The organism is Streptomyces sp. NBC_00286, from assembly GCF_036173125.1.
Taxonomy (GTDB): Bacteria; Actinomycetota; Actinomycetes; order Streptomycetales; family Streptomycetaceae; genus Streptomyces.
The window spans coordinates 2,686,464-2,710,569 of record NZ_CP108054.1; the positions used below are offsets into that span (position 1 = coordinate 2,686,464).

The 24,106-nt window shown below is 66.4% G+C and carries 20 protein-coding genes; 9 read left to right on the top strand and 11 right to left on the bottom strand.

From position 1 onward, the window contains the following. Positions 1-11: 11 nt before the first annotated feature. The 3 genes from OHT21_RS12085 to rpsO all read right to left on the bottom strand — a co-directional run bounded on the left by OHT21_RS12085 (position 12) and on the right by rpsO (position 4,226). Positions 12-1,391, bottom strand: coding sequence for a M16 family metallopeptidase (locus OHT21_RS12085; RefSeq protein WP_328768265.1), 1,380 nt, complete (start codon positions 1,389-1,391; stop codon positions 12-14). Continuing rightward, entirely contained in the window at positions 1,388-3,604 is a 2,217-nt protein-coding gene (locus OHT21_RS12090) for a polyribonucleotide nucleotidyltransferase (RefSeq protein WP_328768267.1), read from the bottom strand. Before OHT21_RS12090 ends, OHT21_RS12085 begins: the two co-directional genes overlap by 4 nt. Positions 3,605-3,938: 334 nt before the next feature. Beyond that, positions 3,939-4,226, bottom strand: a complete 288-nt coding sequence (gene rpsO, locus OHT21_RS12095) for a 30S ribosomal protein S15 (RefSeq protein WP_033326844.1) — start codon at positions 4,224-4,226, stop codon at positions 3,939-3,941. 288 nt (positions 4,227-4,514) lie between these two features. On the opposite strand from rpsO, the gene OHT21_RS12100 reads away from it, so the two are divergent. After that, positions 4,515-4,811 (top strand): DUF397 domain-containing protein, encoded by a 297-nt coding sequence (locus OHT21_RS12100; protein WP_328768268.1) that lies wholly within the window; start codon positions 4,515-4,517, stop codon positions 4,809-4,811. Between the two features lie 77 nt (positions 4,812-4,888). Here the strand turns inward: OHT21_RS12100 and eccD are convergent, their stop codons facing one another. Beyond that, entirely contained in the window at positions 4,889-6,400 is a 1,512-nt protein-coding gene (gene eccD / locus OHT21_RS12105) for a type VII secretion integral membrane protein EccD (protein WP_328768269.1), read from the bottom strand. A 235-nt stretch (positions 6,401-6,635) separates the two neighbouring features. Here eccD and eccCa point away from each other — a divergent pair, with 235 nt between their 5' ends. The 5 genes from eccCa (at position 6,636) to OHT21_RS12130 (ending at position 15,669) form a co-directional block, all read left to right on the top strand. Then, positions 6,636-10,610, top strand: coding sequence for a type VII secretion protein EccCa (eccCa, locus tag OHT21_RS12110; protein ID WP_328768270.1), 3,975 nt, complete (start codon positions 6,636-6,638; stop codon positions 10,608-10,610). A gap of 75 nt (positions 10,611-10,685) precedes the next feature. After that, complete coding sequence (locus OHT21_RS12115; RefSeq protein ID WP_328768271.1) at positions 10,686-11,132, top strand: hypothetical protein; 447 nt, start codon at positions 10,686-10,688, stop codon at positions 11,130-11,132. Positions 11,133-11,137: 5 nt separating this feature from the next. Continuing rightward, positions 11,138-13,312: a hypothetical protein gene (locus OHT21_RS12120; RefSeq protein WP_328768273.1), complete on the top strand. Its 2,175-nt coding sequence runs from the start codon at positions 11,138-11,140 to the stop codon at positions 13,310-13,312. Further along, entirely contained in the window at positions 13,305-13,982 is a 678-nt protein-coding gene (locus tag OHT21_RS12125; protein ID WP_328768275.1) for a hypothetical protein, read from the top strand. The genes OHT21_RS12120 and OHT21_RS12125 overlap by 8 nt, the downstream gene beginning before the upstream one ends. A 664-nt stretch (positions 13,983-14,646) precedes the next feature. After that, positions 14,647-15,669, top strand: coding sequence for a hypothetical protein (locus OHT21_RS12130; RefSeq protein ID WP_328768276.1), 1,023 nt, complete (start codon positions 14,647-14,649; stop codon positions 15,667-15,669). A 91-nt stretch (positions 15,670-15,760) separates the two neighbouring features. Here the strand turns inward: OHT21_RS12130 and OHT21_RS12135 are convergent, their stop codons facing one another. Further along, on the bottom strand, positions 15,761-16,258 hold the full coding sequence (locus OHT21_RS12135) for an ATP-binding protein (RefSeq protein ID WP_328768277.1): 498 nt from the start codon (positions 16,256-16,258) through the stop codon (positions 15,761-15,763). A 115-nt stretch (positions 16,259-16,373) separates the two neighbouring features. Here OHT21_RS12135 and OHT21_RS12140 point away from each other — a divergent pair, with 115 nt between their 5' ends. The 3 genes from OHT21_RS12140 to OHT21_RS12150 all read left to right on the top strand — a co-directional run bounded on the left by OHT21_RS12140 (position 16,374) and on the right by OHT21_RS12150 (position 17,861). After that, complete coding sequence (locus OHT21_RS12140; protein ID WP_328768278.1) at positions 16,374-17,225, top strand: helix-turn-helix domain-containing protein; 852 nt, start codon at positions 16,374-16,376, stop codon at positions 17,223-17,225. A gap of 21 nt (positions 17,226-17,246) precedes the next feature. After that, positions 17,247-17,426: a DUF397 domain-containing protein gene (locus OHT21_RS12145; RefSeq protein ID WP_328774055.1), complete on the top strand. Its 180-nt coding sequence runs from the start codon at positions 17,247-17,249 to the stop codon at positions 17,424-17,426. 246 nt (positions 17,427-17,672) lie between these two features. Beyond that, complete coding sequence (locus OHT21_RS12150) at positions 17,673-17,861, top strand: DUF397 domain-containing protein (protein ID WP_328768279.1); 189 nt, start codon at positions 17,673-17,675, stop codon at positions 17,859-17,861. A gap of 93 nt (positions 17,862-17,954) precedes the next feature. On the opposite strand, the gene OHT21_RS12155 is transcribed toward OHT21_RS12150, so the two are convergent. The 6 genes from OHT21_RS12155 to mycP all read right to left on the bottom strand — a co-directional run bounded on the left by OHT21_RS12155 (position 17,955) and on the right by mycP (position 24,094). After that, a complete protein-coding gene (locus tag OHT21_RS12155) occupies positions 17,955-18,257 on the bottom strand; it encodes a WXG100 family type VII secretion target (protein ID WP_328768280.1) in 303 nt (100 codons plus the stop codon). A 79-nt stretch (positions 18,258-18,336) separates the two neighbouring features. Continuing rightward, positions 18,337-18,675 (bottom strand): WXG100 family type VII secretion target, encoded by a 339-nt coding sequence (locus OHT21_RS12160; RefSeq protein ID WP_328768281.1) that lies wholly within the window; start codon positions 18,673-18,675, stop codon positions 18,337-18,339. A gap of 144 nt (positions 18,676-18,819) precedes the next feature. Beyond that, positions 18,820-20,040 carry a S8 family serine peptidase gene (locus tag OHT21_RS12165; protein WP_443050350.1) on the bottom strand — a complete coding sequence of 407 codons (1,221 nt, stop codon included), beginning with the start codon at positions 20,038-20,040 and terminating at the stop codon, positions 18,820-18,822. 87 nt (positions 20,041-20,127) lie between these two features. Beyond that, positions 20,128-21,951, bottom strand: coding sequence for a WXG100 family type VII secretion target (locus OHT21_RS12170; RefSeq protein WP_328768282.1), 1,824 nt, complete (start codon positions 21,949-21,951; stop codon positions 20,128-20,130). Further along, on the bottom strand, positions 21,951-22,445 hold the full coding sequence (locus tag OHT21_RS12175; protein WP_328768283.1) for a hypothetical protein: 495 nt from the start codon (positions 22,443-22,445) through the stop codon (positions 21,951-21,953). Before OHT21_RS12175 ends, OHT21_RS12170 begins: the two co-directional genes overlap by 1 nt. A gap of 410 nt (positions 22,446-22,855) precedes the next feature. Further along, positions 22,856-24,094 carry a type VII secretion-associated serine protease mycosin gene (mycP, locus tag OHT21_RS12180; RefSeq protein ID WP_443050626.1) on the bottom strand — a complete coding sequence of 413 codons (1,239 nt, stop codon included), beginning with the start codon at positions 24,092-24,094 and terminating at the stop codon, positions 22,856-22,858. Between the last annotated feature and the right edge of the window lie 12 nt (positions 24,095-24,106).

Genomic DNA, 24,106 nt, shown 5'->3' on the forward strand with positions numbered 1-24,106 from the left:
TAGTCGATGACTTACGCGACCGCGTCGTCCAGCCGGGATGCCTGCTTGTCCTTGAGCGGGCCGATGACCGACAGCGAGGGGCGCCGGCCCAGGATGTCGCGGGCCACGTCCCGTACGTCGTCGGGAGTGACCGCGGCGATCCGGGCCAGCATGTCGTCGACCGACATCTGCTCGCCCCAGCACAGCTCACTCTTGCCGATGCGGTTCATGAGCGCACCCGTGTCCTCCAGGCCGAGAACGGTGGAGCCCTTCAACTGGCCGATGGCGCGGTCGATTTCGTCGTCCGACAGACCGTGCTCGGCGACCTGGTCGAGCTCGTCGCGGCAGATCTTCAGTACGTCGTGGACCTGGCTCGGCCGGCAACCCGCGTACACACCGAAGAGTCCGCAGTCGGCGAAGCCCGAGGTGTACGAGTACACGCTGTAGGCCAGGCCGCGTTTCTCGCGGACCTCCTGGAAGAGCCGGGAGGACATGCCGCCGCCGAGCGCGGTGTTCAGGACGCCCATCGCCCAGCGGCGGTCGTCGGTGCGGGGCAGACCGGGCATGCCGAGGACGACATGGGCCTGCTCGGTCTTGCGGCCGAGCAGTTCGACGCGGCCCGCGGTACGGATGGCGCGCGAGCCGTTGCGCGGGGCCATGGGCGTGGCGTCCGGCTGCGTCAGGGCGCCGGCCTTCTCGAAGGCGGCGCGGACCTGGCGTACGACCTTGTTGTGGTCGACGTTGCCCGCGCAGGCGACGATGAGGTGCGTCGGGTCGTAGTGCTTCTTGTAGAAGCGGCGGATGCGGTCCGCGGTGAGGGCGTTGACCGTGTCGACCGTGCCGAGGACGGGGCGGCCGAGGGGGGTGTCGCCGAACATGGTGGACGCGAACAGGTCGTGTACGCAGTCGCCCGGGTCGTCCTCGGTCATCGCGATCTCCTCGAGGATCGCGCCCCGCTCGACGTTCACGTCCTCTTCGAGGATCAGCGAGCCGGTGAGCATGTCGCAGACGACGTCGATGGCGAGGGGGAGGTCGGCGTCGAGCACGCGCGCGTAGTAGCACGTGTACTCCTTGGCCGTGAAGGCGTTCATCTCGCCGCCGACCGCGTCGATGGCGGAGGAGATGTCCATCGCGCTACGACGGGACGTGCCCTTGAAGAGCAGGTGCTCCAGGTAGTGCGTGGCACCGTTCAGAGCCGGCGTCTCGTCGCGGGAGCCCACATGTGCCCAGATGCCGAAGGTGGCGGAGCGCACGGAGGGCAGCGTTTCGGTGACGACGCGCAGGCCTCCGGGGAGGGTCGTCTTGCGTACCGTACCGATGCCGTTCTGGCCCTTGATCAGGGTTTGGGTACGGGCGACGGCCCGCGCCTCGGAGGAGGAGCGGGCCGTCGCCGTGGAGCTACGAGACGTCACTTGTCGGTGTCGTCCTTCTTGTCGTCGGTGTCTTCACCCTCGATGACCGGAATCAGGGAGAGCTTGCCGCGGGAGTCGATCTCGGCGATCTCGACCTGGACCTTGGAGCCCACACCGAGCACGTCCTCGACGTTCTCCACGCGCTTGCCGCCGGCGAGCTTGCGGATCTGCGAGATGTGCAGCAGACCGTCCTTGCCCGGGAGCAGCGAGACGAACGCGCCGAAGGTGGTCGTCTTGACGACCGTGCCCAGGTAGCGCTCGCCGACCTCCGGCATGGTCGGGTTGGCGATGCCGTTGATCGTCGTACGGGCCGCCTCCGCGGACGGGCCGTCGACCGCACCGATGTAGATCGTGCCGTCGTCCTCGATCGTGATGTCGGCGCCGGTGTCCTCCTGGATCTGGTTGATCATCTTGCCCTTGGGGCCGATGACCTCGCCGATCTTGTCCACGGGGATCTTCACGGTGATGATCCGCGGGGCGTTGGGGGACATCTCGTCCGGGGTGTCGATCGCTTCCATCATCACGTCGAGGATGTGGAGGCGGGCGTCACGGGCCTGCTTCAGGGCCGCGGCCAGGACAGAGGCCGGGATGCCGTCCAGCTTGGTGTCGAGCTGGAGGGCGGTCACGAACTCCTTCGTGCCGGCGACCTTGAAGTCCATGTCGCCGAAGGCGTCCTCGGCACCGAGGATGTCCGTCAGCGTCACGTAGTGCGTCTCGCCCTCGATCTCCTGGGAGATGAGGCCCATGGCGATACCGGCGACGGGGGCCTTCAGCGGCACACCGGCGTTCAGCAGCGACATGGTGGAGGCGCAGACCGAGCCCATCGACGTCGAGCCGTTCGAGCTGAGGGCCTCGGACACCTGACGGATCGCGTACGGGAACTCCTCGCGCAGCGGCAGCACCGGCACGAGCGCGCGCTCGGCGAGGGCGCCGTGGCCGATCTCGCGGCGCTTCGGGGAGCCGACGCGGCCGGTCTCACCGGTGGAGTACGGCGGGAAGTTGTAGTTGTGCATGTACCGCTTGCGGGTCACCGGGGAGAGGGTGTCCAGCTGCTGCTCCATGCGGAGCATGTTGAGGGTGGTGACGCCCAGGATCTGCGTCTCGCCACGCTCGAACAGCGCGCTGCCGTGTACCCGCGGAATCGCCTCGACCTCGGCGGCGAGCGTACGGATGTCCGTGACGCCGCGGCCGTCGATGCGCTTCTTCTCCTTGATGACGCGCTCACGGACCAGGGACTTGGTCAGCGAGCGGTACGCGGCGGAGATCTCCTTCTCGCGGCCCTCGAACTGCGGGAGCAGCTTCTCGGCGGCGAGCGCCTTCACGCGGTCCAGCTCGCTCTCGCGCTCCTGCTTGCCCCCGATGGTGAGGGCCTGCGAGAGCTCGTCCTTGACGGCGGCGGTGAGCGCCTCCAGGACGTCGTCCTGGTAGTCGAGGAAGATCGGGAACTCGCCGGTCGGCTTGGCGGCCTTCGCGGCGAGGTCGGCCTGGGCCTTGCAGAGCACCTTGATGAAGGGCTTCGCGGCGTCCAGACCGGCGGCGACGATCTCCTCGGTCGGCGCCTCGGCGCCGCCCTTGACGAGCTGGATGGTCTTCTCGGTGGCCTCGGCCTCGACCATCATGATCGCGACGTCGCCGTCCTCCAGGGTGCGGCCCGCGACAACCATGTCGAAGACGGCGTCCTCGAGCTCGGTGTGCGTCGGGAAGGCCACCCACTGACCGCGGATCAGCGCGACGCGGACGCCGCCGATCGGGCCGGAGAAGGGCAGACCGGCCAGCTGCGTGGACGCGGACGCGGCGTTGATCGCCACGACGTCGTACAGGTGGTCGGGGTTGAGCGCCATGATCGTGGCGACGACCTGGATCTCGTTGCGCAGGCCCTTCTTGAAGGACGGGCGCAGCGGGCGGTCGATCAGACGGCAGGTGAGGATCGCGTCCTCGGAGGGGCGGCCCTCACGGCGGAAGAAGCTGCCGGGGATCTTGCCGGCGGCGTACATCCGCTCTTCGACGTCCACCGTCAGGGGGAAGAAGTCGAGCTGGTCCTTGGGGTTCTTGGAGGCCGTGGTGGCCGACAGAACCATGGTGTCGTCATCGAGATAGGCCACGGCGGAGCCGGCGGCCTGGCGGGCCAGACGGCCCGTCTCGAAACGGATGGTGCGGGTGCCGAAGGAACCGTTGTCGATAACGGCCTCGGCGTAGTGGGTCTCGTTCTCCACTAGCGTTTTCTCCGATGCTTTTCGTCTTTCGTCCCGTCCCGCCCGTGTGGCGGGTGGACGTCGGAGAAGCGCTCCGTCTGGTGCGGGCCGGTCTTCGATCGAAGCACCCGGGGCTCGCATTCCCCCGGGGGCCACTACCGAGGACCGGCGGCGGCGAGGCGCGCTTCTCCTCGTTCAGGTGTGGTGTCCGCTCCGTCGCTGTGCGCTGTCGCGGAACCACGTCGTGTCGTACGTCTGGTGTTGTGCTACCACACTACAAAGCGGCGGTGACACTCCGCACGTACAGCAAAGGGAGCGGCCCCCTCAGTGTGGGAACCGCTCCCTTCACGGCGTCTTAACGGGCGCCCGCCGCACCACGGCGGATGCCGAGGCGGTCGACCAGCGCACGGAAGCGCTGGATGTCCTTCTTGGCCAGGTACTGGAGAAGGCGGCGACGCTGACCGACGAGGATCAGCAGACCACGACGGGAGTGGTGGTCGTGCTTGTGGGTCTTGAGGTGCTCGGTCAGGTCCGAGATCCGGCGCGAGAGCATGGCGACCTGGACCTCGGGGGAGCCGGTGTCGCCCTCCTTGGTACCGAACTCGGACATGATCTGCTTCTTCGTAGCGGCGTCGAGCGACACGCGTACTCCTCGTAGTCTTCTTTGATAGCCACCGAGTGCCCCTGGTCCACTTCTCAGGGGAGCTTCCGTTACTCGGGAGGCGGGGATCCGCTGGGCGCGTCCTCCAGGGCCCTGAGGGGCGATCCGGGGGTGCGTACACATACGGCCGTTACACAGGGTACCAGGAGGTTGCGGGCCCTCTGACCGGGGTTCCGGGAGTCCTGAGAGGCCGGGGCCGGTCCCAGTAGGGTGACGCGACAGGTCGTTCACAGGTCGGGAATTCGTAGGTCTGGAAGGGGTCGCTTCGCCATGGCCGAGGCAGAGGACAAGGACGTCAAGGCGCGCAAGGAGCGGGAGAAGAACGAGCTCTACGCCCTCGACATCTCCGGGGTCGAATGGCACAGCGCGCCGGGTACGGAGGAGCACGAGGAGCGGGTCGAGATCGCCTATCTCCCCGGCGGCGCGGTGGCCATGAGGTCGTCTCTCGACCCGGACACGGTGCTGCGCTACACGGAGGCGGAGTGGCAGGCCTTCGTCCTGGGCGCCCGGGACGGGGAGTTCGACCTGGAGCCGGCTCCGCACAACGGAGGGCTCCCGGCGGAGTAGGGCTCCGCGGTGGCTTGTTCGGGGCCGACGGGACGCGCGTCTCGTCGGCCCCCACGTGTGTGCGGCTCGCCGCGAGGTCAGCTCGTCATCGACCGGGCCGTCGCGTACACGTCGAAGACGGCCAGTGCCAGCGGCACCAGGGTCAGCAGCACGAACCCCTCGGCGATCTCCAGGAAGCGTCCCCAGAACGGGGTGAGGCCGCCGCGCGAGACGATCAGGCCGATCGCCGTGACGAGCGCGGCCACCGCCGCGACCGCCGCGACCAGCCAGATGGTCCGGATGTCGAGGTCGGCGCGGTCGCCCGCGAGGGCAGCGCGGCCGATCGCGTCCGGCGGGTTCAGCGCCAGTCCGAGGCCGAGCAGCATGAGCGAGCCGAGGCCGCCGGCCAGGACGGGGGCGACCTGGGCGGTGTAGCGGAAGAGGTGGGCGCGCATCAGCAGGGCCACGCCGGTCGCGAGGGCGAGGAGCTGGGCCCACACGTTCGAGGAGAAGCCGAGGACGGCCGAGGAACCGACGGCGATCAGTGCGCAGCCGCCCACCAGGCCGACCAGGAGTTCGTGTCCGCGCCGCGCCTGGGCGGCCACCCGCTCGGCGTCGACCGGTTCGCGGGGGGCGGGGTCGGTGTCGTACGCGCTGCGGGGGGCGGTGTTCGGGGTGTCGAAGCCGATCGGGAGCCGGGCGAAGCGCATGGACAGGCCGGGCAGGAAGGCCAGGCCTCCGACCGCGATCGGGGCACACAGGGCGCCGATCTCGGACGGGGTCCAGTCGGCGAGGGTCGCCGCGAACACGGCGAGCAGGCCGATGGCGGAGGCGAAGACGAAGGCTACGAACGGGCCGTCCCCGCTCGGGGAGCACAGGGTGAGCAGGACCGAGGCCAGCAGCACCGCCGCGCAGGCGAGGAGGAACTGGAGCTTGCCGATGCCCTGTCCGTCGGCGAGCGGCAGGAGGCCTGAGCCGCCCACGCCGACGTTGGGGAGGGCGCCGAGTCCCAGCGCGATGGCCGAGGCCCGGTCGTCGTAGACCCGGGCGCGTACGCATGCGAGGACGACCAGAAGGACACCGGCGACCCCGGCGAGGATGCCGGGCAGGCTGTGCATGTCGTGTCGCGGGTCGCCCATCCAGGCCACGAAGGCGAGCAGGACGGCGAGTACGCCTCCTCCGACGAGGCCCGCGGCCCGCGTCAAGTCGCCGCTCCACAAGGTGCGTTCGCTGGTCACGGCGGAGGCGACCGCTTCGGAGACGTCGTCGAAGACGGCGGGCGGCAGCGACTCGGAGAAGGGGCGCAGTGTGAGGAGTTCGCCGTCGAGGATGCGCTGGGCGGCGAAGGAACGGGCGCTGTCGAGGACGGTGCCGTCGCGGCGGACCAGGTGGTAGCCGACGGGTGCGCTCTGGGCCGGGCTCTGCTGAGAGAGCCTGAGGATCTCCGGGTAGATGTCGGCGACCGGGATGTCGTCGGGCAACGCCACGTCGATCCGGCTGTCGGGCGCGACGATCGTGACCCGGCAGAACCCGAGACCCGTGCCCGCCCCGGCCGGAGTTCCCGTACCGGGTCCCCCTCCGGTGACTGCCGCGGAGGCCGTCATGCTCACCTGCTGCTCCCCCTCAGTGATGATTCTGTGTCGGCGATCCGGAAGTGGTCCGGAGGTCCTGGGCTCGTACGTGAATGCCCCAGCTGCTCCAGCTCAACTCCCGTGTGCTGACGCGAACTTCCGGCACCCTACCGTCCCTCGGTCTCCGCCTGAGTCAGTAGGATCACGCGGCGGCCTGCGTCCGCCCGGCACGGGGCGGCGGACGGACTCCCGGCCGACCACAGAATGGGTGACAGTGAGCCACATCGTCGTGAAGCGCCCGCCTCGAGCGCTGCCGTCCGAAGTGTCCACACAGGAGATCGTTCTGCAGCCTCCGCCCGAACTGCCGCGGGGCTACCAGGAAAGCGTGCTGATGCAACTCCTGCCGACGCTCGGCATGGGTGGCTCGGTGGTCTTCTTCTTCACGAGCGGGCAGCCGTTCATGCGGATCATGGGCATGATCATGATCGCTTCGACCATCGCCATGGCCATCGCGATGGTGATCCGCTTCCGCCGCGGCAACCAGGGGCAGTTGGCGGACATGCGCCGCGACTACCTGAGCTACCTGGCGCAGACCCGGCGCACGGCCGTCGACACGGCGAAGGCCCAGCGCGACGCGCAGTACTTCCTCCACCCCTCCCCCGAGCAGCTGTGGGCCCTGGTCGCCGAGGGCAGCCGCGTATGGGAACGCCGCCCCGGCGACGAGGACTTCGCCCAGGTCCGCATCGGCCTCGGCTCGCAGTCCCTCGCCAGCACCCTCGTCGCCCCGGAGACCGCCCCCGTCGAGCAATTGGAGCCCCTGACCGCGGGTGCGATGCAGCGCTTCCTCGCCGTGCACAGCACCCTGGACGACCTGCCGATGGCGGTCTCGCTGCGCGCCTTCTACCACGTGACGATCAGCGGCGAACCACAGTCCGTACGGTCCTCAGCGCGGGCCATGGTCGGATCGCTGGCCGCGCTGCACTCCCCCGAAGACCTGCTCATCGTGGTCGCGGCGGGCCGCGAGGACCTGCCCCACTGGGAGTGGGCCAAGTGGCTGCCGCACGTCCAGGCCCCCGGCGCCGTGGACGGCGCGGGCAGCCGCAGGCTGATCGACAGCGACACCCGCGAGCTGGAGAACCTGCTCGCCACCCGGCTGACCGGCCGTCCGCGCTTCCACCCGAACGCGGCGCCCCTGGCGGAAGAGCCCCACATCGTCGTCGTACTCGACGGTCGATCCCTGCCCCCCGACTCGGTCCTGGCCAACCCCGAAGGGCTGCAGGGCGTCACCGTCCTCGAGGTCGTACCCGGCGAACTGACCACGGGAAGCGGCGAGTTGTCCATCGTCGTACGACCCGAGGCACTTCACCTGGAGTCGGTGCACGGTGTCGCCTACGAAGGGACCCCCGACGCCCTCTCGTACGAATCCGCCGAGGCCCTCGCCCGCCAACTGGCCCCGCTACGGATGGCCTCCGGCGGGGACGACGACGAACCGTTGCTCGCCAACCTGGAGTTCACCGACCTGCTGAACCTCGGTGACGCGGCGTCCGTCGACACCCAGCGCACCTGGCGGCCGCGTTCGCTGGCCGAGCGGCTGCGCGTGCCGATCGGTGTCGGCGAGGACGGACGCCCCGTGATGCTGGACCTCAAGGAGGCGGCGCAGGAGGGCATGGGCCCGCACGGCCTGTGCGTGGGCGCGACCGGCTCCGGCAAGTCGGAGCTGCTGCGCACGCTGGTGCTGGGCCTGGCGGTGACGCACTCCTCGGAGACGCTGAACTTCGTACTCGCCGATTTCAAGGGCGGCGCGACCTTCGCGGGTATGGCGCAGATGCCGCATGTGGCGGCCGTCATCACCAACCTCGCCGACGACTTGACCCTGGTCGACCGCATGGGGGACTCCATCCGCGGCGAACTCAACCGCCGCCAGGAGATGCTGCGCGACGCGGGCAACTACGCCAACATCCACGACTACGAGAAGGCGCGCGCGGCGGGTGCGGCGCTGCAGCCCATTCCTTCTTTGGTGTTGGTGATCGACGAGTTCAGTGAGCTGTTGACGGCGAAGCCGGACTTCATCGAGATGTTCGTGCAGATCGGCCGTATCGGCCGGTCGCTGGGCGTGCATCTGCTGCTGGCGTCGCAGCGGCTGGAGGAGGGGCGCCTGCGCGGCCTGGAGACGTATCTCTCGTACAGGGTCGGTCTGCGGACCTTCTCCGCCGCGGAGTCCCGGGCGGCGATCGGTGTCCCGGACGCCTATGAACTGCCGAACGTCCCCGGCTCCGGGCTCCTGAAGTTCGGCACGGGCGAGATGGTGCGCTTCAAGGCGGCGTACGTCTCCGGGGTGTACCGCTCCGGCACGCAGCGGGCGTCGCTGGGCGGCGGCCCCCTGCCGGTGGACCGGCGGCCGGTGCTGTTCACGGCGGCCGAGGTACCGGTGCAGTACGCGCCGGTGCCGCAGCAGCGCACTTCGTCACCGGACGGTCCGGAGGTCGACGACGCGCTCGCGGACACGGTGCTGGATGTGATCGTGCGCAGGCTGGAGGCGCAGGGCCCGGCGGCCCACCAGGTGTGGCTGCCGCCGCTGGACAGCCCGCCGTCGCTGGACGGGCTCCTGCCCGGCCTCACGGCGGTGCAGGGCCGCGGCCTCACACAGCCGGACTACGAAGGCGCCGGCCGCCTGGTCGTACCGGCGGGCCTGGTGGACAAGCCGTACGAGCAGCGCCGCGACCCGCTCTGGGTGGACTTCTCCGGCGCGGCCGGCCATATGCAGATCCTCGGCGGCCCGCAGTCCGGCAAGTCGACGCTCGTACGCACCCTGATCTCGGCGTTCGCGCTCACGCACACACCGCACGAAGTCCAGTTCTACGGGCTCGACTTCGGCGGTGGCGGCATGACGGCCGTGGCCGGACTCCCGCACGTGGGCGGGGTCGCCTCGCGGCTGGATCCGGAGCGGGTGCGGCGGACGGTGGCCGAGGTGTACGGGGTACTGACGCGTCGGGAGGAGTACTTCCGTTCGTCGGGCATCTCCTCGATCGCGGAGTTCCGGGCGCGACGAGTCCGAGGCGACATCTCGGTCACGGATCAGCCGTGGGGCGACGTCTTCCTGGTCATCGACGGCTGGGGCAACTTCCGTGCGGACTATGAGGCGATGGACCAGGTGATCCTCGACATCGCGTCGCGCGGTCTCGGTTACGGCGTCCACCTGATCCTCACGGCCTCACGCTCGATGGAGGTCAGGGCCAACCTCAAGGACCACCTGATGAACCGCCTGGAGCTGCGGCTCGGCGACACGATGGACTCCGAGCTGGACCGCAAGGTCGCCGCCAACGTACCGGCAGGCGTGCCCGGCCGCGGGCAGGCCCCGCAGAAGCTGCACTTCATGGCGGCGGTGCCACGCATCGACGGTCTGACCTCCGACACGGATCTGGCGGACGCCACGGCGGCGCTGGCCACCGAGGTCTCCCGGCACTGGCAGGCGCCCGGCGCGCCCGAAGTCCGTTTGCTGCCCCGCGAGTTCCCGGCCGAGCAGCTGCCTCCGGGCGACCGCTTCCCGCGCCGTGGTGTCGCCTTCGCCCTCGACGAGGACAACCTCGAACCGGTCTTCGTCGACTTCGAACAGGACCCGTTCTTCCTCGTCTTCGGCGAAAGCGAGTCGGGCAAGTCGAACGTGCTGCGCCTGCTGATCAAGCAGCTGACGGAACGCTACTCGGGCGACGAGGCCAAGCTCTTCGTCATCGACAACCGCCGCGCGCTCCTGGACGTAACCCCGTCGTCCCACCTGGCCGAGTACATCCCCATGTCCAACGCCATGGACCACCACGTGTCCGCCCTGGCCGATCTGATGAAACGCCGCACGCCTACGGCGGACGTGACGGCTCAGCAGCTGCGTGACCGGAGTTGGTGGCGCGGTCCGACGGTGTACGTCGTCATCGACGACTACGACCTGGTGGCGACGTCGAGTGGCAATCCGCTGGCGGGCTTGACGGAGCTGTTGCCGTTCGCCCGGGACGTGGGGGTGCGGTTCATCATCGCGCGGTCTACGGCGGGAGCGGGGCGCGCGTCGTATGAGGCGTTTATGCAGCGCGTCAAGGAGTTGGGGGCGCAGGGGGTTGTGCTGGCCGGCGATCCGGGCGAGGGGGACCTGCTGGGTGGGGTTCGGCCTCGGCCTATGCCTGCGGGGCGGGGGATCTTTGTTTCTCGGCGGCGGGGGAAGCCGTTGGTGCAGGTCGGTTTCGTGCCGGAGAGGGCGTTCTGATGGTCAGGGTAGGCACGGCGGAGCGCAATCGTTCGGGATTCAGCCAGGCGAAGACACGGGGGAAGAGGCACACCGATGGCGTGGGATGAGTGGGAACAGCTCAAGTCGCAGGCTGCGGAGCGGCAGTCGACGCAGATGCAGCTGAACCAGTATCCGGCCGATCAGGGAGGGGACGGCACGCAGGGAGACCTCGTAGCAGGCCAACAGGATCTGGAGGCAGTCGGCAGAGCGGCCCATGACCTGTTCGTGGACTTCACGAACTACAGCGGTCACGCGCGCGTGGCCTCTGAGGCAGCCGCGGGCGGACTCAAAGGGGAGGGTTTCGCCCTGGGGGGCGCACTGGAGCATGTGACAGAGCGCTGGAGCCAGCAGACCAAGACGCTGCTGGACGCCTGCGCCCACATCTCCAACCACCTGCGGTTCACCAAGAACCAGCACGCTGCCGATGAGTCCTACATCGCTGGCGCGGTCAGCAGCATCGCCTTGCTCGACGAGGGTTTTGACGACCGGAAGGGTCACTGACGCCGATGGACCTCGACGCACTGCGCCACGGCAACTTCTCGAAGCTCGGTGAAGCGATCACCGACTGGGAACAGATGACGAAAAAGCTCGCAGACCTGCAGAAGGACGCCGAGACCAACCTGAAGCCCAAGGCCGACAAGGCCAATTGGGCGGGGGTCAACGCCACCGTCAGCCGCGAGTTCATCACCAAGACCGCCGCCGAGTTCGCCGACGCGCACACCCAGGCAGGCTCCATCACCAAGATTCTCAGCGACGCCCGCGGCGAACTCATCGGATACCGCACCCAGCTGAACGAGGCGATCGCGCGGGGTGTACAGCAGAACATGACCGTGATTGACACCGGCGAGGGCACGTTCACCGTCACCGGGAACACCCGACCCGATTGGGCGTCCGACCCCAGCGGAAAGACCGGCGCGACGGACCAGAAGGCAGTGAACGCCCTCCGCGAGGAGATCGAAGACATCCTGACCAAAGCGACGCAGAGCGACAACACTGCCGCGAAGGTCCTGAGACTTCTCGTCAACCAGACCAAGTACGGCTTCGGCGACGCCTCCTACGGGGACCGGGACTCCGCGGCCAAGGCCGTCGCAGCCGCGGAGAAGCTGGCGAAGATGGCTAAGAAGCCCGGCGACATGAGCCTCGGCGACATCGCCAACTTCAACCGCACGATGGAGAAATACAACGGCGACCCCCTGTTCGCGGAGCAGTTCGCGAAGGACCTGGGGGCCAAGGGAACGCTCCAGTTCTGGACAGAGATGACCTACGCCCACGCCGGCGTCAGGGGCTCGGAACTCGAGACGATGAAGAGCCTTCAGCAGAACCTGGGCCTGACCCTGGCAACGGCGTCCTTCTCGGACTCGGCCGGCATGCAGGACTGGAAGAAGGACCTCATCGCCGAGCGCAACACGAACTTCCTCGCCGCCAACTCACCCAATCCTGTCGGCGCCCTCGGCTCCCAGGTCATCAGCAGCCTCATGCGCAAGGGCGAGTACGACACCGAGTTCCTCGACGGCTATCGGGAGAAGCTGTTCAATGCGGACAAGGGAGCCGGGGACGCGGGCACCCACGACCTGTGGGTCAAGGGGCACGACGCCCTGGACCTCGTCTTCGGCGACGGCAACGGACGAGATCCGTTGGAAGGGCTCTTCGAGGGTCTATCCCACAATCCCGAGGCGGCGGTGCACGCGTTCGAGTCCAAGTCGGACCTGGATCACATGCTGGGCACCACCATGTACACGGACCGGGGAGAGTCTCTTGGGCGGGCTCTGGAGGCAGCGGTAACAGGAGTCGCCGCCGGTGACTACACATCACCGGCCCCGCCTCACAGCGCCGAGCAAGTGCAGATCATGGCCAACATCATGAACGCGGTGGCACAGCCCGACGGAGGCGCGGACCTGGTGAGCAATGGGCTGGGCGAAAGCTTCGGGAACATGGCAGCTTCCTATATGCCGGAGATCAGCCGGGCCTTCGCAGGCCCCAATGCGGAGGTATTCCTTACCAACAGCGAACTTCCGGAAGCACTGAAAACGGCGGACGTGACGCGATTCCTTTCGGCAGTCTCCCTAGATCCCGCAGGAAGGGCCGGGATCATCGTTGGAGAAATCGTCTACACCAGTGGACTCCTGGACGCACACCTTTCGGACCCATCTCTGTTCGACGGCCCGCGCGATCAAGCCCTTGAAGGAATTGGCAGAAATGCAGGCACCATCGAGGGCGTTGTCGGGCATTCCATGGCGGATGAAGATGTTCAAGCTGCTGTTGATGGGGAGGAGGACTACAATAACGCTCTGCAGAAGAAGGGAGATTTCATCAAGACATGGATCGCGACGGGATTGGGGTACGGCTCCGTCTCCCTTTTTCCTGGCAGCCAAGCAGCGGCTGGCGCTGCAGTTGGTGGCTTTGCTGGGGGCGTCGTCGGCTTGGCCGTTGATCGTTTCGTTGAGGGTCAAGAATTGAAAGGCGCCCGGGATGAGGCCCTGTATGCGAGTGCCAAGGACCTCTACGACATGCGGGATTCGGTCAGCCGGCAGACACAGTGGTCGGTCGAGGACGCTCTTGAGCAGCATCACGTGGACCTCCCCAAAGACGGAACCGGCGGCACCATCAACGTCGCTGTCAACGAGGGCTGGAATGACGCCAGTGAATTCCTGAGCCGATCTAAGGAGCGGCCGAGTGGCTGAGAACACCGGGAGTAAGGGACGGATCACAGCCTCTGAGTACAGTGCGAAATCATTTGCCATCTCCCTCATGGTCCTCTGCCTTGCGGGCACAGCCGCCTGGTTCGGATACATACAGATCTTCACTAAGGGGCTAGAGCGCCTACCGACAAAGGTGTGCGACAGGGCCGTCGAACGCGATCTGGTGATCCGAACACTGCCGCGCACACGAACAGCGGAGGAGGGGTCCAGTAAAAGGCATGAAGGTGAGGACCTCACGTTCTCCTGCCACGTATACACCAGCGCGGATTCAATTCTCTCAGGCATGGCGCGAGTCGAAGACGCCTCAACGCAGCAATGGCTCAACCACTATGGAGCCAGCACAGACGGCGATGCCGTACGCGTCTCAGCCGTCGGCGTCGAGGCATTGGCACAACTCGACTCGGGCAGTGGCATCTCCTCCGTCTATGTCCCTTGCGTCCCTCGCGGATCCAGGGCCAAGGAGGCGAACGAGTCCTACGCGATCATCACCGAGGCCAGCGTGATCGGGGACGGCAGAGCCTCAGGAGCGGCACTTCGCCAAGCAGTGACCGATTTCGCCTACCAACTCACCCAGCACACCTACGAACTGGCTGAATGCCGGGACCCTCGCACCCTTCCCGATAAACTGCCCCGTTACGAGGACGACAAATGACGGACGAGGAAATTATCAGGCACTTCGACGGACGCGGCCGCGTACATCTGCAGTTTCCCTACACTACGAGTGCCGAAAAATGTCGCCGCATGATGGCGATTGCCCACGCGCTTGGCTACAAACCGTTGTTCACCGACACTCTCGGCCGCCGAGAATTCCCCCGCTTCTATGAACGCGACGACACTCCGGACGCCCGCCAACGGGCCGAGCAAACCATCGAACGGCTGCGTGCTGGCGGCCCGGCGCTGCCAACTGTCGAGCCTCCTCCGCCCCCGCCGCCACGCCCGGCTCCACCCCTCACGCCCCAGCAGCCCCGATCCCGCCCCCGGCGGTCGCTGGAACCCCAGCCGCCTCCACCGCCGCCCCCGCCCAGGTCCCAAGTCCCGCCCCAGCCGCCCTACCCGCCTCCGCCAGCGCCATCGCCTTCCGTTACTCCGGACTCTTCACCGGAATGACCTTCGAGCACCGGCCTGAAATGGTGTCCCGCTTGGTGCTGCCGCCGATCAAGGTTGAGGCGCAGTCTTGCCCCCGGGGCGCACTCCTGGTGAGGCACGTGCCCCCTGCTCATGAGGCGGGCCATCGTAAGTCCTTGTACTGAACGGGCAGTTCAGCGCCCCTCCGAAGGAAATCGACCAGGCTTCCATGAGATAGGCAAAGCAGACAGATGAAGGCCATACGCCGGGCGGCGCTGTATTCGGTATTGCCGTTGGCACTGATCCTTGCCGCGGGCTACAGCTGGTACAGACTGAGCGACACCGGCAAGGGCTGGCGCTACGAGGACAAGCTGGCGACGTACTGCGACGGCTTGATCCCCTACAAGGAGTCGGCTGTCTTCACCGGCCTCAACACGGAGATCAGCTTGGCGTACGACGTGCGCCATGGCTACGGCGACGACAGTTACAACTACTGCAAAGTCGCCGACATGGAAATGACCATCGCGCTGATAGACGACGATGCCGTCGGCTCCGGCTTGGGTGCCGCCGAGGTGTTTGAGAACTTGCAGTCCGGCACGTCGGATCACCCGCCGGTGGCCCTCGGCGGCGGCTGGTACGGCTATACGGACATGCTCGACACCGCAGTCGTATTGTCCTGCGACAACAAGCCAGCTTCTATCATCGTGTCCATCGCCGGCGATGAGTCGCACGAAAACCCTAGCGAGGCCCAGGCTATGGGAGAACTGGCTGCCGCCACTGCCCGGAAGGCGGCTGACCGCTGGTCGTGCCAGGCCGAATACGGAGGTCGGATCCCCAAAGTATCTAGACCGTCGATGGATTCCCCCAGCTCCGCGACGGGTACGTGCGACGGCATTCCGATCGATAACGACTTGCAGATCGACTGGGTCAAGGCGGCGGAAGGATCGGGCGCCACTCCGCTGGAGGCGTGCGTGTTGGGTGAGTACGGGGCGAATGAAGAGGCTCTGTATCACCTCGAGGCCGCGTTCGGCCCCTATGCCCAGCGCCTGCGTTCATCGGCCGATGAACCAGACGCGCTGAACGCGGGGACGGGAGTGAGCAACCACATGGCGCGGGCGACCGCTGCCTGCCCTGGTGCCCCTCGGGCGATCTTCTCCATCTACGCGACGGAGTACGCCTATCCGCAGAAGAACTTCCTCATCACGGCCCTGCGCGCGTTCGCCGAACGGTCGGCAGCCCGGCACGGCTGCACGGACCTGAAGCTGCCGAGCTGAACCGCCAACGGCGCCAGTGGGCTCTGAACGGAACAGCGGCACAACACTTTCAAGCTCCTGAGAAGCCGCTCCGGAGACCTGAACGTCCCCATCAGGGCTCGATGACAAAGGTGCACCAGACCTGCTTCTCGTCGAGGCCCGTGCGATGCCAACCCCACCTCCACGCCAGGGACTCCACCATGCGCAGCCCACGCCCCTGTTCGCTGAACAGATCATTGCCGCCCGGCAGTTCCGGGGACCTGTCCGGGGCATGGTCGATCACGATGACTCGCAGGACCCGCGGGGCGAAGCGTCTCCGCGATCCCAGAATCAACTCCAGCCCTGCAAGCCCTCCACCGTGCCGTATCGCGTTCGCGCACAGCTCTCCGACCGCCAGCTCCACAGAGTCCGCCAAGTCGGGGAGATTCCAGTGCTGTTGAAGCCACACGCGGGCACGATGGCGGGCTTCGGCCACTGGGCGGTGCGGATCCAGCACAGATACGTCCCAGCCGATTCGAGTAGGAGTGGCGTCGAAGGTTGAGCTGGGAGAGATCGGGGTGTCCAACGTGCACCTCGCAAGGAGACTTGACGGTGAGCTGAGCCACACCATAGATCCTGAAACTCAACGCGTGATACCAATTTCCCTCCAACGAGTTGAAGTTACATGTTCGATGGACGCGTACAGGCTCGGCATGCACACTGAGCGCGAGCGAGGAGAGAGGGACATGGCACCACGGCAGACACCCACAGTCCGTCAGCGCCGTTTCGGCGCCGAATTGCGGAGGTTGCGTGACGCCGCCGGCCTGTCCGCCCCGAGAGCTGCCGAGTTGCTCGGCACGGACCGTACGACCATCTCGAACGTGGAAGCCGGCCGCTTCGGTATCAGCGAGCAGCGGCTGCGCCGCCTCGCCAGCATCTACGAGTGTGACGACCCGACGCTGATCGACGCCCTGGCAGCCATGACGGGCGGCCGCAGCTCAGGCTGGTGGGACGAGTACCGCGGCAAAGTACCGCCCGACTTCCTCGATGTGGCGGAGCTGGAGCATCACGCCACATCGCTCCGAACCTTGCAGACGGCCCACATCCCCGGCATGTTCCAGGTCGAGGACCACGCCCGCGCCCTCTTCGACCTGTTCATCCCCGCACTACCGCGCCTTGAGGTTGAGCTCCGCATCGCTCAACGACTCGCCCGCCACACCGTGATCACCAAGGCGCCGCCAGTGACGTACACAGGTGTGATTCATGAAGCCGCCTTACACATGCGGGTGGGCGGACGGCAAGTCGCGAAGCAGCAACTCAACCGTCTCCTCGAGGAAGGCGAGCGCGAGAACGTCACGTTCCTCGTCATCCCGTTCAGCGCTGGAGAGTTCCCGATGGCAGGCGACTCAGTACTGTACGCAGCTGCCGAAAGCCCACATCTGGACACCGTTCAGGTAGACACCCCGATCGGAGCTGTCTTCTTCGACTCCCCCAACCAACTGGCCAACTTCCGCCGCCGCCTGGACGCGGTCGAACAAGTAGCCTTGGATCCCAAGCACTCGAGGGACCGAATCCTCGAAATCGCCAAGGATCTATAAGAGGAAGATGTTTTGTCCGAGTTGAAGTGGGTCAAGTCGTCCTTCTCGGAGGCGTCTGGCAATAACTGTGTCGAGATAGCCCAGAATAAACACTTGATTGCCATCCGCGATTCGAAGAACCCGAAGCTTCCTTGGGCCACTGTAGGCCGAGCTGCATGGTCGCGATTCGCCCATGCAGTAGCCGAAGAGCGGCTGCCCTGATCAAGTACCGGTGCCAACGAATACACACGTGCGGGACGCTACCGTCAGGGAGAGGTTCCGCCGCCAGCCCTCACCTGGACACGGTCGAGGGTGGACTCTCCGCTTGGTGCTGTCATCTTCGACGCACCGGCCCAACTAGCCAACTTTCGCAAGCGACTGGACTTGGTCGAACAGGTAGCGTTGAATCCGAACAAGTCGATGGATCTGATTCTCGGAATCGCCGGAGAGCTGTAAGAGGTGCCACCCTTGCTCAAGTTGAAATGGCTCAAGTCCTCGTACTCGGAGGCGTCAGGCAACGCCTGCGTCGAGTTCGCCAAGAACGGCTCTTTCATCACCGTACGAGACTCCAAGCATCCGGAGTTGCAGTATGCCACGGTCGGGCGTGAGGCATGGGGTCGGTTCACTGGTGCGCTGGTCGACGGGCAGTTGCGCTGAGCCCCAGCGAGACGGAATCTCACTGCCGGAACAACGCGCCGGGGTGGGCACCTCCCGTGCATGCCCACCCCGGTTCCGCGAACTGCGCGCCTCCTACTGGAAGTAGCTCGCGCCCTTCAAGTCGCCGCCCCGGTAGTCACCGCCGGCCGACTGGACCCGCTGCGAGATGTTGACCAGGGCCTGGTGGATGCCGCGTGCGTGCGTGTCCCATTCCTTGGACTTCTTCTGGAATTCCTGGTACGCCTCGCCACCCCAGCCCGAGGACACGTTGAGCACGGCCTGCTTCAGGGCCTCGAGGTCTTCCTCGAGCTTCTTGGCCTGATTGCCCAGCTCGGTGGCAAGCGCGTCCATGGTGCCGTACGTAACGGCGAGTTCGTCGTAGTGGACTCCGGACATGTTTCCCTCGCTTCTGTGAAGATTTCAGCCGGACTGCACAGTCCGGAAAGGGGTGCGGTTCAATGCCGCTGATGGCTCGTCAGTAGCTGTTGAGCGCCGAAGTCTTTCCACCGAGATCGTCTACCGAGATCCGCTTGAGGTCGGCCTCGATCTGGGCTTCGAGGTTGCGCTTGTCGGTCTTGTTCAAGTTGATGCCCTCGAGGAAGTCATCGAGCATCTTGCCGATCGCGACCATGTGCTGGTTGATTTCCGTCTGCTTCACGTTGAACGCCTGGGCGCCCTGTCCCCTCCAGGCCTTCTCGATCATGTCGATCGTGCCCTGGAGCTTCGCGAGGGATGCCCTGATGTTGTCGTATCGATCGACGATCTCGGTCTGAAGCCTCTGTACGTCGCTGTCATTAAGAACGCGGTCCGCCATTACGGCACTCCATTTCCTGAGAGCTGTGGTTCATTTCTGCGCACTTCACCGAGTGGTGGTGCGCTGGTCGTCGCATTTCCGCGCAGTTGTGGTTGGCCTGCGCCGGAATTGTTGTGTGCGACGGGATCGATACCGCGTGATTCGTCATGTACCACGCCTTGAACGAACCACAGCGAAGGCGCCGCCTCCGATCACCGCCAGAGCCCCGGCGGCTCCAAGGGCTACCCAGAGCACGGTGTTGTCGGACGTGTCCGAGTTTGTTGTTGCAGCAGAAGTCCCGCCGCCTGAGGGATTCTTCGGTGCTTTCGACGGCGCTGACGTGGAAGGTGAAGGAGAGGGCGATTCCGAGGGGGACATCACCTTGAGGCTAATGCCGTTCTCGAAGCTGAGGGGGTCCTTATTAGCCGGGCCTGGATCGATACTGCTGTTTTCCAGCACCTTGCGGGGACGAGCCAGGCCGTAGCCGAGGTAGTTGCTCCGCTCACCCTCCGGCCAGGTGCGGCCTGCGGTGTCGATCAAGCTGCGGAGGACCTGGTTGGCTGTCCAGTCGGGGTGGGCGGACCAGATGAGAGCGGCGGAGGCCGAGGCGATGGCGGTGGCAGCACTTGTGCCCCCGCCGCCGTCACAGTACGAGCGGAACGTTGCATCGCACCACTGAGGCAGATTCAGTCCCGGAGCCGCCAGATCAACACCATGGCCGTGCTCCGAGTACTTTGCGACCTTTCCCGTCTCGTCTGCGGCAGCAACCCCGACGACATAAGGATACCTGGCCGGATAACCTATGAGATTTTTGGATTCAGCGTCGTTGCCAGTGCCAGCAAACATCAACTTGCCCTTTGTTTGAGCATACTTGATGGCCTCCACGTCGTCCGAGTCGAAGGTGATTCCAGTGAAGGACATGCTGATGATCTGAGCGTCACTGTCAGCGGCCGCCTTGATCGCATCCTCGACCGTAGGTGTTTTCTTTCTGTCAGTGGCGTTCATCTCGCTCTTGGCGAGCACCCGATAGGGGACGATCTTCGCGTCGGGCGCCAGTCCCTGCAAACCGCCTCCTGCGCCAGTACCGGCAATCACCTCAGCCATAGTGGTGCCATGGCTGTCGTAGTCCTTGGTGGCGTTGTACGAGACCGACCGTGGCACTTCTTCTTCCAGTACCTGGCCCTTTAGTGAGGAAGTGTCGGGATTCACACCTGTGTCCAACACGGCAACTTTGACGCCTTTGCCCGTACTGGTCTTCCACATGCCTTCGGCGTCCATCTCGTCCAAGTACCACTGTCGTGATTGGACGTCGGCGGCTACGGCGCTCGGAGCCAGCCAGGAGGACGCAATGGCGAAAGCGCCAAGTGCTGTGCACACGATGGACACTCGTCTTCTGGCACGTCCCGCGAAAGGCGCAATCCATCTGCCACGGGGCCTGGTCCCTGTCATGCCGCTGTAGATCCTCGCTCGTGTTCAGTCAGTCGCTGGCGGCGCGTTGCGTCGTTGGGTCTCGGGCTGACGTTGGTCCTGGCGGTCCTCGCGGTTGGTGTTGCGCCGATTCGGCCTCAGGCCTTGCGGGACTCCAGCACCACCGCTGGCGGATACACCGTTCCTGCCTGCCCGAACTCGCCCCTTGGGGGTACCAACAACCCCGTCGGGATTGCCCGAAGCGGGGCGGACAGCTTGCGCCGGACGAGCGCCGGGGGCGGACTGCGGCGCCCCGATGACGCCTCGCTGCTCGATCTTGCCGACAGGCGAGCGGGAACCGCTACTGCCCTCGGCGCCAACGACCGTCCCCCGAGGAACCCTGGAACTGGTCACCCCCGGTGCCGCACCACTGATCGGCCTTCCTCCGACGACACCGTTGCCGTGCACCGCCCCCGTCGGGCCCATGCCACCAGCACGGCCGCTCACCGTTCCCCCTATGGGGCGAGGCGTTCCGCCGGAAATGCCTCGGCCCACGGGAGAGTTGCCTGCCGCCGTGCCACCGGCACGGACCCCTGACGGTCCCGTAGCCGCGGCACGCCCCATTGGACCCGCGCCGCCCCCTCCGGCGACGCCGCCGGGAGCACCTGCGCGGCCCTGAGCCGAGATCGGCCCTGTGACGCCGCGCCCGCCAACAGCGCCGCCGGGAGTACCTGTACGTCCCTGTGCCGAGATCGGCCCCGTGGCCCCGCGGCCGCCGACCGTGCCGCCGGGAGCGCCCGCACGACCCTGAGCCGAGATCGGGGACCTGTTTCCGGTCGTTCCACCGAAGCCCGAGGTGCGGCCGCTCTGCCCGCCGCGAGCAAGAGAGGCCGGTCCCGAAGCGAACGGAAGAGGCGCCCCTCCGCTGGAACTGCCTGAACTGGTAATCGGCTGCGCCGAATTGGGCGTTGACCTCGCGGCTTCCTGAGGAGGCTGCAGGGTGCCTACGCTGTCGATCTCCGTACCGACGGCCCCATCCGAGGAGACAGCCGAACCATCCACATCCTTGAGCGACGGGGTGGTGTCTCCGAAACGGGATTGGCCTGATGCTGTGCCCGAGGACTCTTGTCCCGCCACCGCTGACTCACGAGCAGCCCCAAGCCCCCCGGCACCTTGCACTTCAGCGCCTGGCCTGATGGGAGTCCCGTAGTCCTGGGGCTTAGGCACCCCCACATCCGGCATAGCCTCAAAAACAGGAGGCTCCTGCTGCGCCAGCGTCGTCTCCGACACCTCGTAGAAAGACGCCAGCCGGTTCATCTGGTTGATCGCCTCTTGGCGGTCCTGCTCGGCCTTGAGCGCCGCTGCGTACTCCTCGTTGCCGTCAACTCGCTTGGGCGTCGGAATGTCCGCGACCGTCTTCGGGTCCTGCCGGGTGTCGCGGGGCGGCATGGCGTTGCGTACGGAGGCGAGGCCCGTGGCTGATGCCGTCATCTGGGTGCCAGCGGCCTCTGCGAAGTCGGCGAGTTTGCGGGCGTGGATGACGAGTTTGGCGCCCCATTTACGGAAGGCCTCGCCCGATTCGCCCTCCCAGTCGACCCGGCTGATGTGGCCCTCGAGCTCCCCAGCAGCGTCCTCGATGGCGGTCTGGGCGTTCAGGAGAGCAGTGGCCGCGGTCTCCAAGTCCTCCGGTTTCGCGGATTCGACCATGTCGATCATGGCGTTCAGGTCGTGGCCCTCGAAGTTCGTCTTGCCGAAGATGCGGGGGAGCTTCCCGCCGAAGGGGAGGAAGTCGATCTCCGTCATCTTGCTCACCAGGTTGATGACGCTCACCTGCTGAGCGGCTTGCTCTTTCTCCGCCTGATGCGGGCCCTGGTTCTGCTCGTCGCTCATCAGTACGCGCCCCCTGCCGCCTCGTTGTTCTCCTTCGGCGGGGCCTGGCCGTCCTTCGCAGCCGCCTCCCGTTGCGCAGCCTCCGCCGCAGCCCTCTGCTCCCGCGCCGCTTCCAACTGCTGTGCCAGCTTCGCTTCCTCCTGCTGGCGGCGGATTTCCTCCCCGATCTCGTGGAACCGCCGCCGCTGCTCCTCTTCAAGGTTGCTGAAGTTGCCGTCCGCGCCCATGACGGCGATCTGCATCGCCTCAATCTGGAGCCCCAGATGCCTGGACAGCGTGGTCAACCGCTCGTGGACGCGTTCGTACTGGCTGTGGAGGCCCTTCGCCTCGGCGAAGCCGCCTGCGCCGCTGAACGAGGCCTCCGAGAGAGCGTGCGCCGCGAGCTTCTGAGGGCTGGCTGGTGAGCCGTCAAAGGTGGATAGCACCGCATCCACACGCTTCTTGAAGGTTCCGAGCGCCTCCAGGCCGATCTTGAGGCCCTCCGCAGGCAGCATGCCTTCCCTCCCCGTTCCCCGTTTGTCAGCTGACGAGCGCTGTGCAGGCAGTGACCTGATGTACACACTCGATGACCACAGTAGTCATTGTGTAAATCGAGCCCAACTGAGTCTGGTGTTAGATCAGTTACGAAGTTGTCGAGGCAGCGTCAATCAGCCACGCTCCCAACTGCCTTGAAATGCCTGAATATTGGGCACAGCGGCTACCTCGCTCAACCACTTCACCTCCCATGGCAGATTCCCTCCAAGGGGTGGGATGCTTTGCGCGCCGCAATCTTTGCGATGCCAACGCGCACCCGTCGTCGCTCACCCACTGGGTGCGCACCGGAGGCCAACTCCACGGAACTCCACGACAACCTGACCGGAATCCAACGCCCCAGCACTGGCATGGCCCAGGCAGGCGACCGCTCCTACTGCGCCCCCACAACCCGTCGCCTCCGCCTCCGCGCATCCCGGATCGCCACCGCCGTACCCCCGAGACCAGCCACAAGAACCACCGCCCCCACAGCCACATACGTAGCCAACCGAGCGTTACGTTCCTCCGCCGTTTCGCCCACCTGGAACTTGGCCGCCGCCGGGGCTTCCGGCTTGCCCAGACCTTGCTGAGGGTCGGGGGACTCCAGTGGCTGTTCGTCCTCCGTCAGAGCCCGGACCGGGTCTACGACTCCCCAGCCCACATTGCGGTCATGGCCCGCGATCGTGCGCTCAGCCGTCTGCTCGATCTGGGCGACGATCTGCTGGGCCGTCCACGTGGGGTGCTTGGCCTTGATCAGGGCTGCGACGCCGGCGACGTACGGGGCCGAGAAGCTCGTACCGTTGTCGGAGCAGTGGCCGCCTTCCGGGACCGTAGAGATCATGTCTACGCCGGGGGCCGCTACCCCGACGAAGTCGCCTGCCTGGGAGAAGGAGGCGCGTTCGTTGTTGCGGTCGGAGGCCGCGACCGCCAGGACGCCCTTGTAAGAGGCGGGGTACGTCTTCTTGGCGTTGCCGCCGAGGCCGTCGTTGCCTGCCGAGGCCACTACGACCATCTCCTGGGACAGGGCCTCCCTGATGGCCAGTTCAAGCTTGGGCGTCGGCTTCGTCGCGTTCGACGTGTCCTGGGAGATGTTGATGACGTCGGCGTCGGCCTGGATGGCGTGGTGGATCGCCTGTACCAGGGTGTCTGCGGTGCCGTGGCCCTCCTCGTCGTTCTGCTGGATCGGGATGATCTTCGCTTCGGGGGCCAGGCCCACGAAGCCGGTGCCCTCGGCGGGGCGGGCCGCGATGATGCCCGCCACCTTGGTGCCGTGGCCGACGGTGTCCGAGGTGCCGTTCTCCTTGCCCCGCTCGATCGGGTTGCCGTTCTCGTCCTTGAGGTTCTTGTCCAGGAAGTTACGGCCGCTCTTCGCGTCGACCGCGTCCGTGAGCTGTGGATTCGTCACGTCAACGCCGGTGTCGATCACCGCCACCCGTACGCCTTTGCCCCTGGACTGGCTCCACACCTCGTCCAACAGGACCCGTTGGAGGGACCAAGGGCGGCCCGGGTAGTCCCCGTTGGGGAACGAGCACTGGTCCGAGTACGGGAGGTCGGCCGCCGCCGCGGGGGGTGCGAGGACGGCGGGTGCAGTCGTGAGCAGGGTCGCGGCCAGCGCAGCGACCACGGTGTTCATACGTCGCATGCC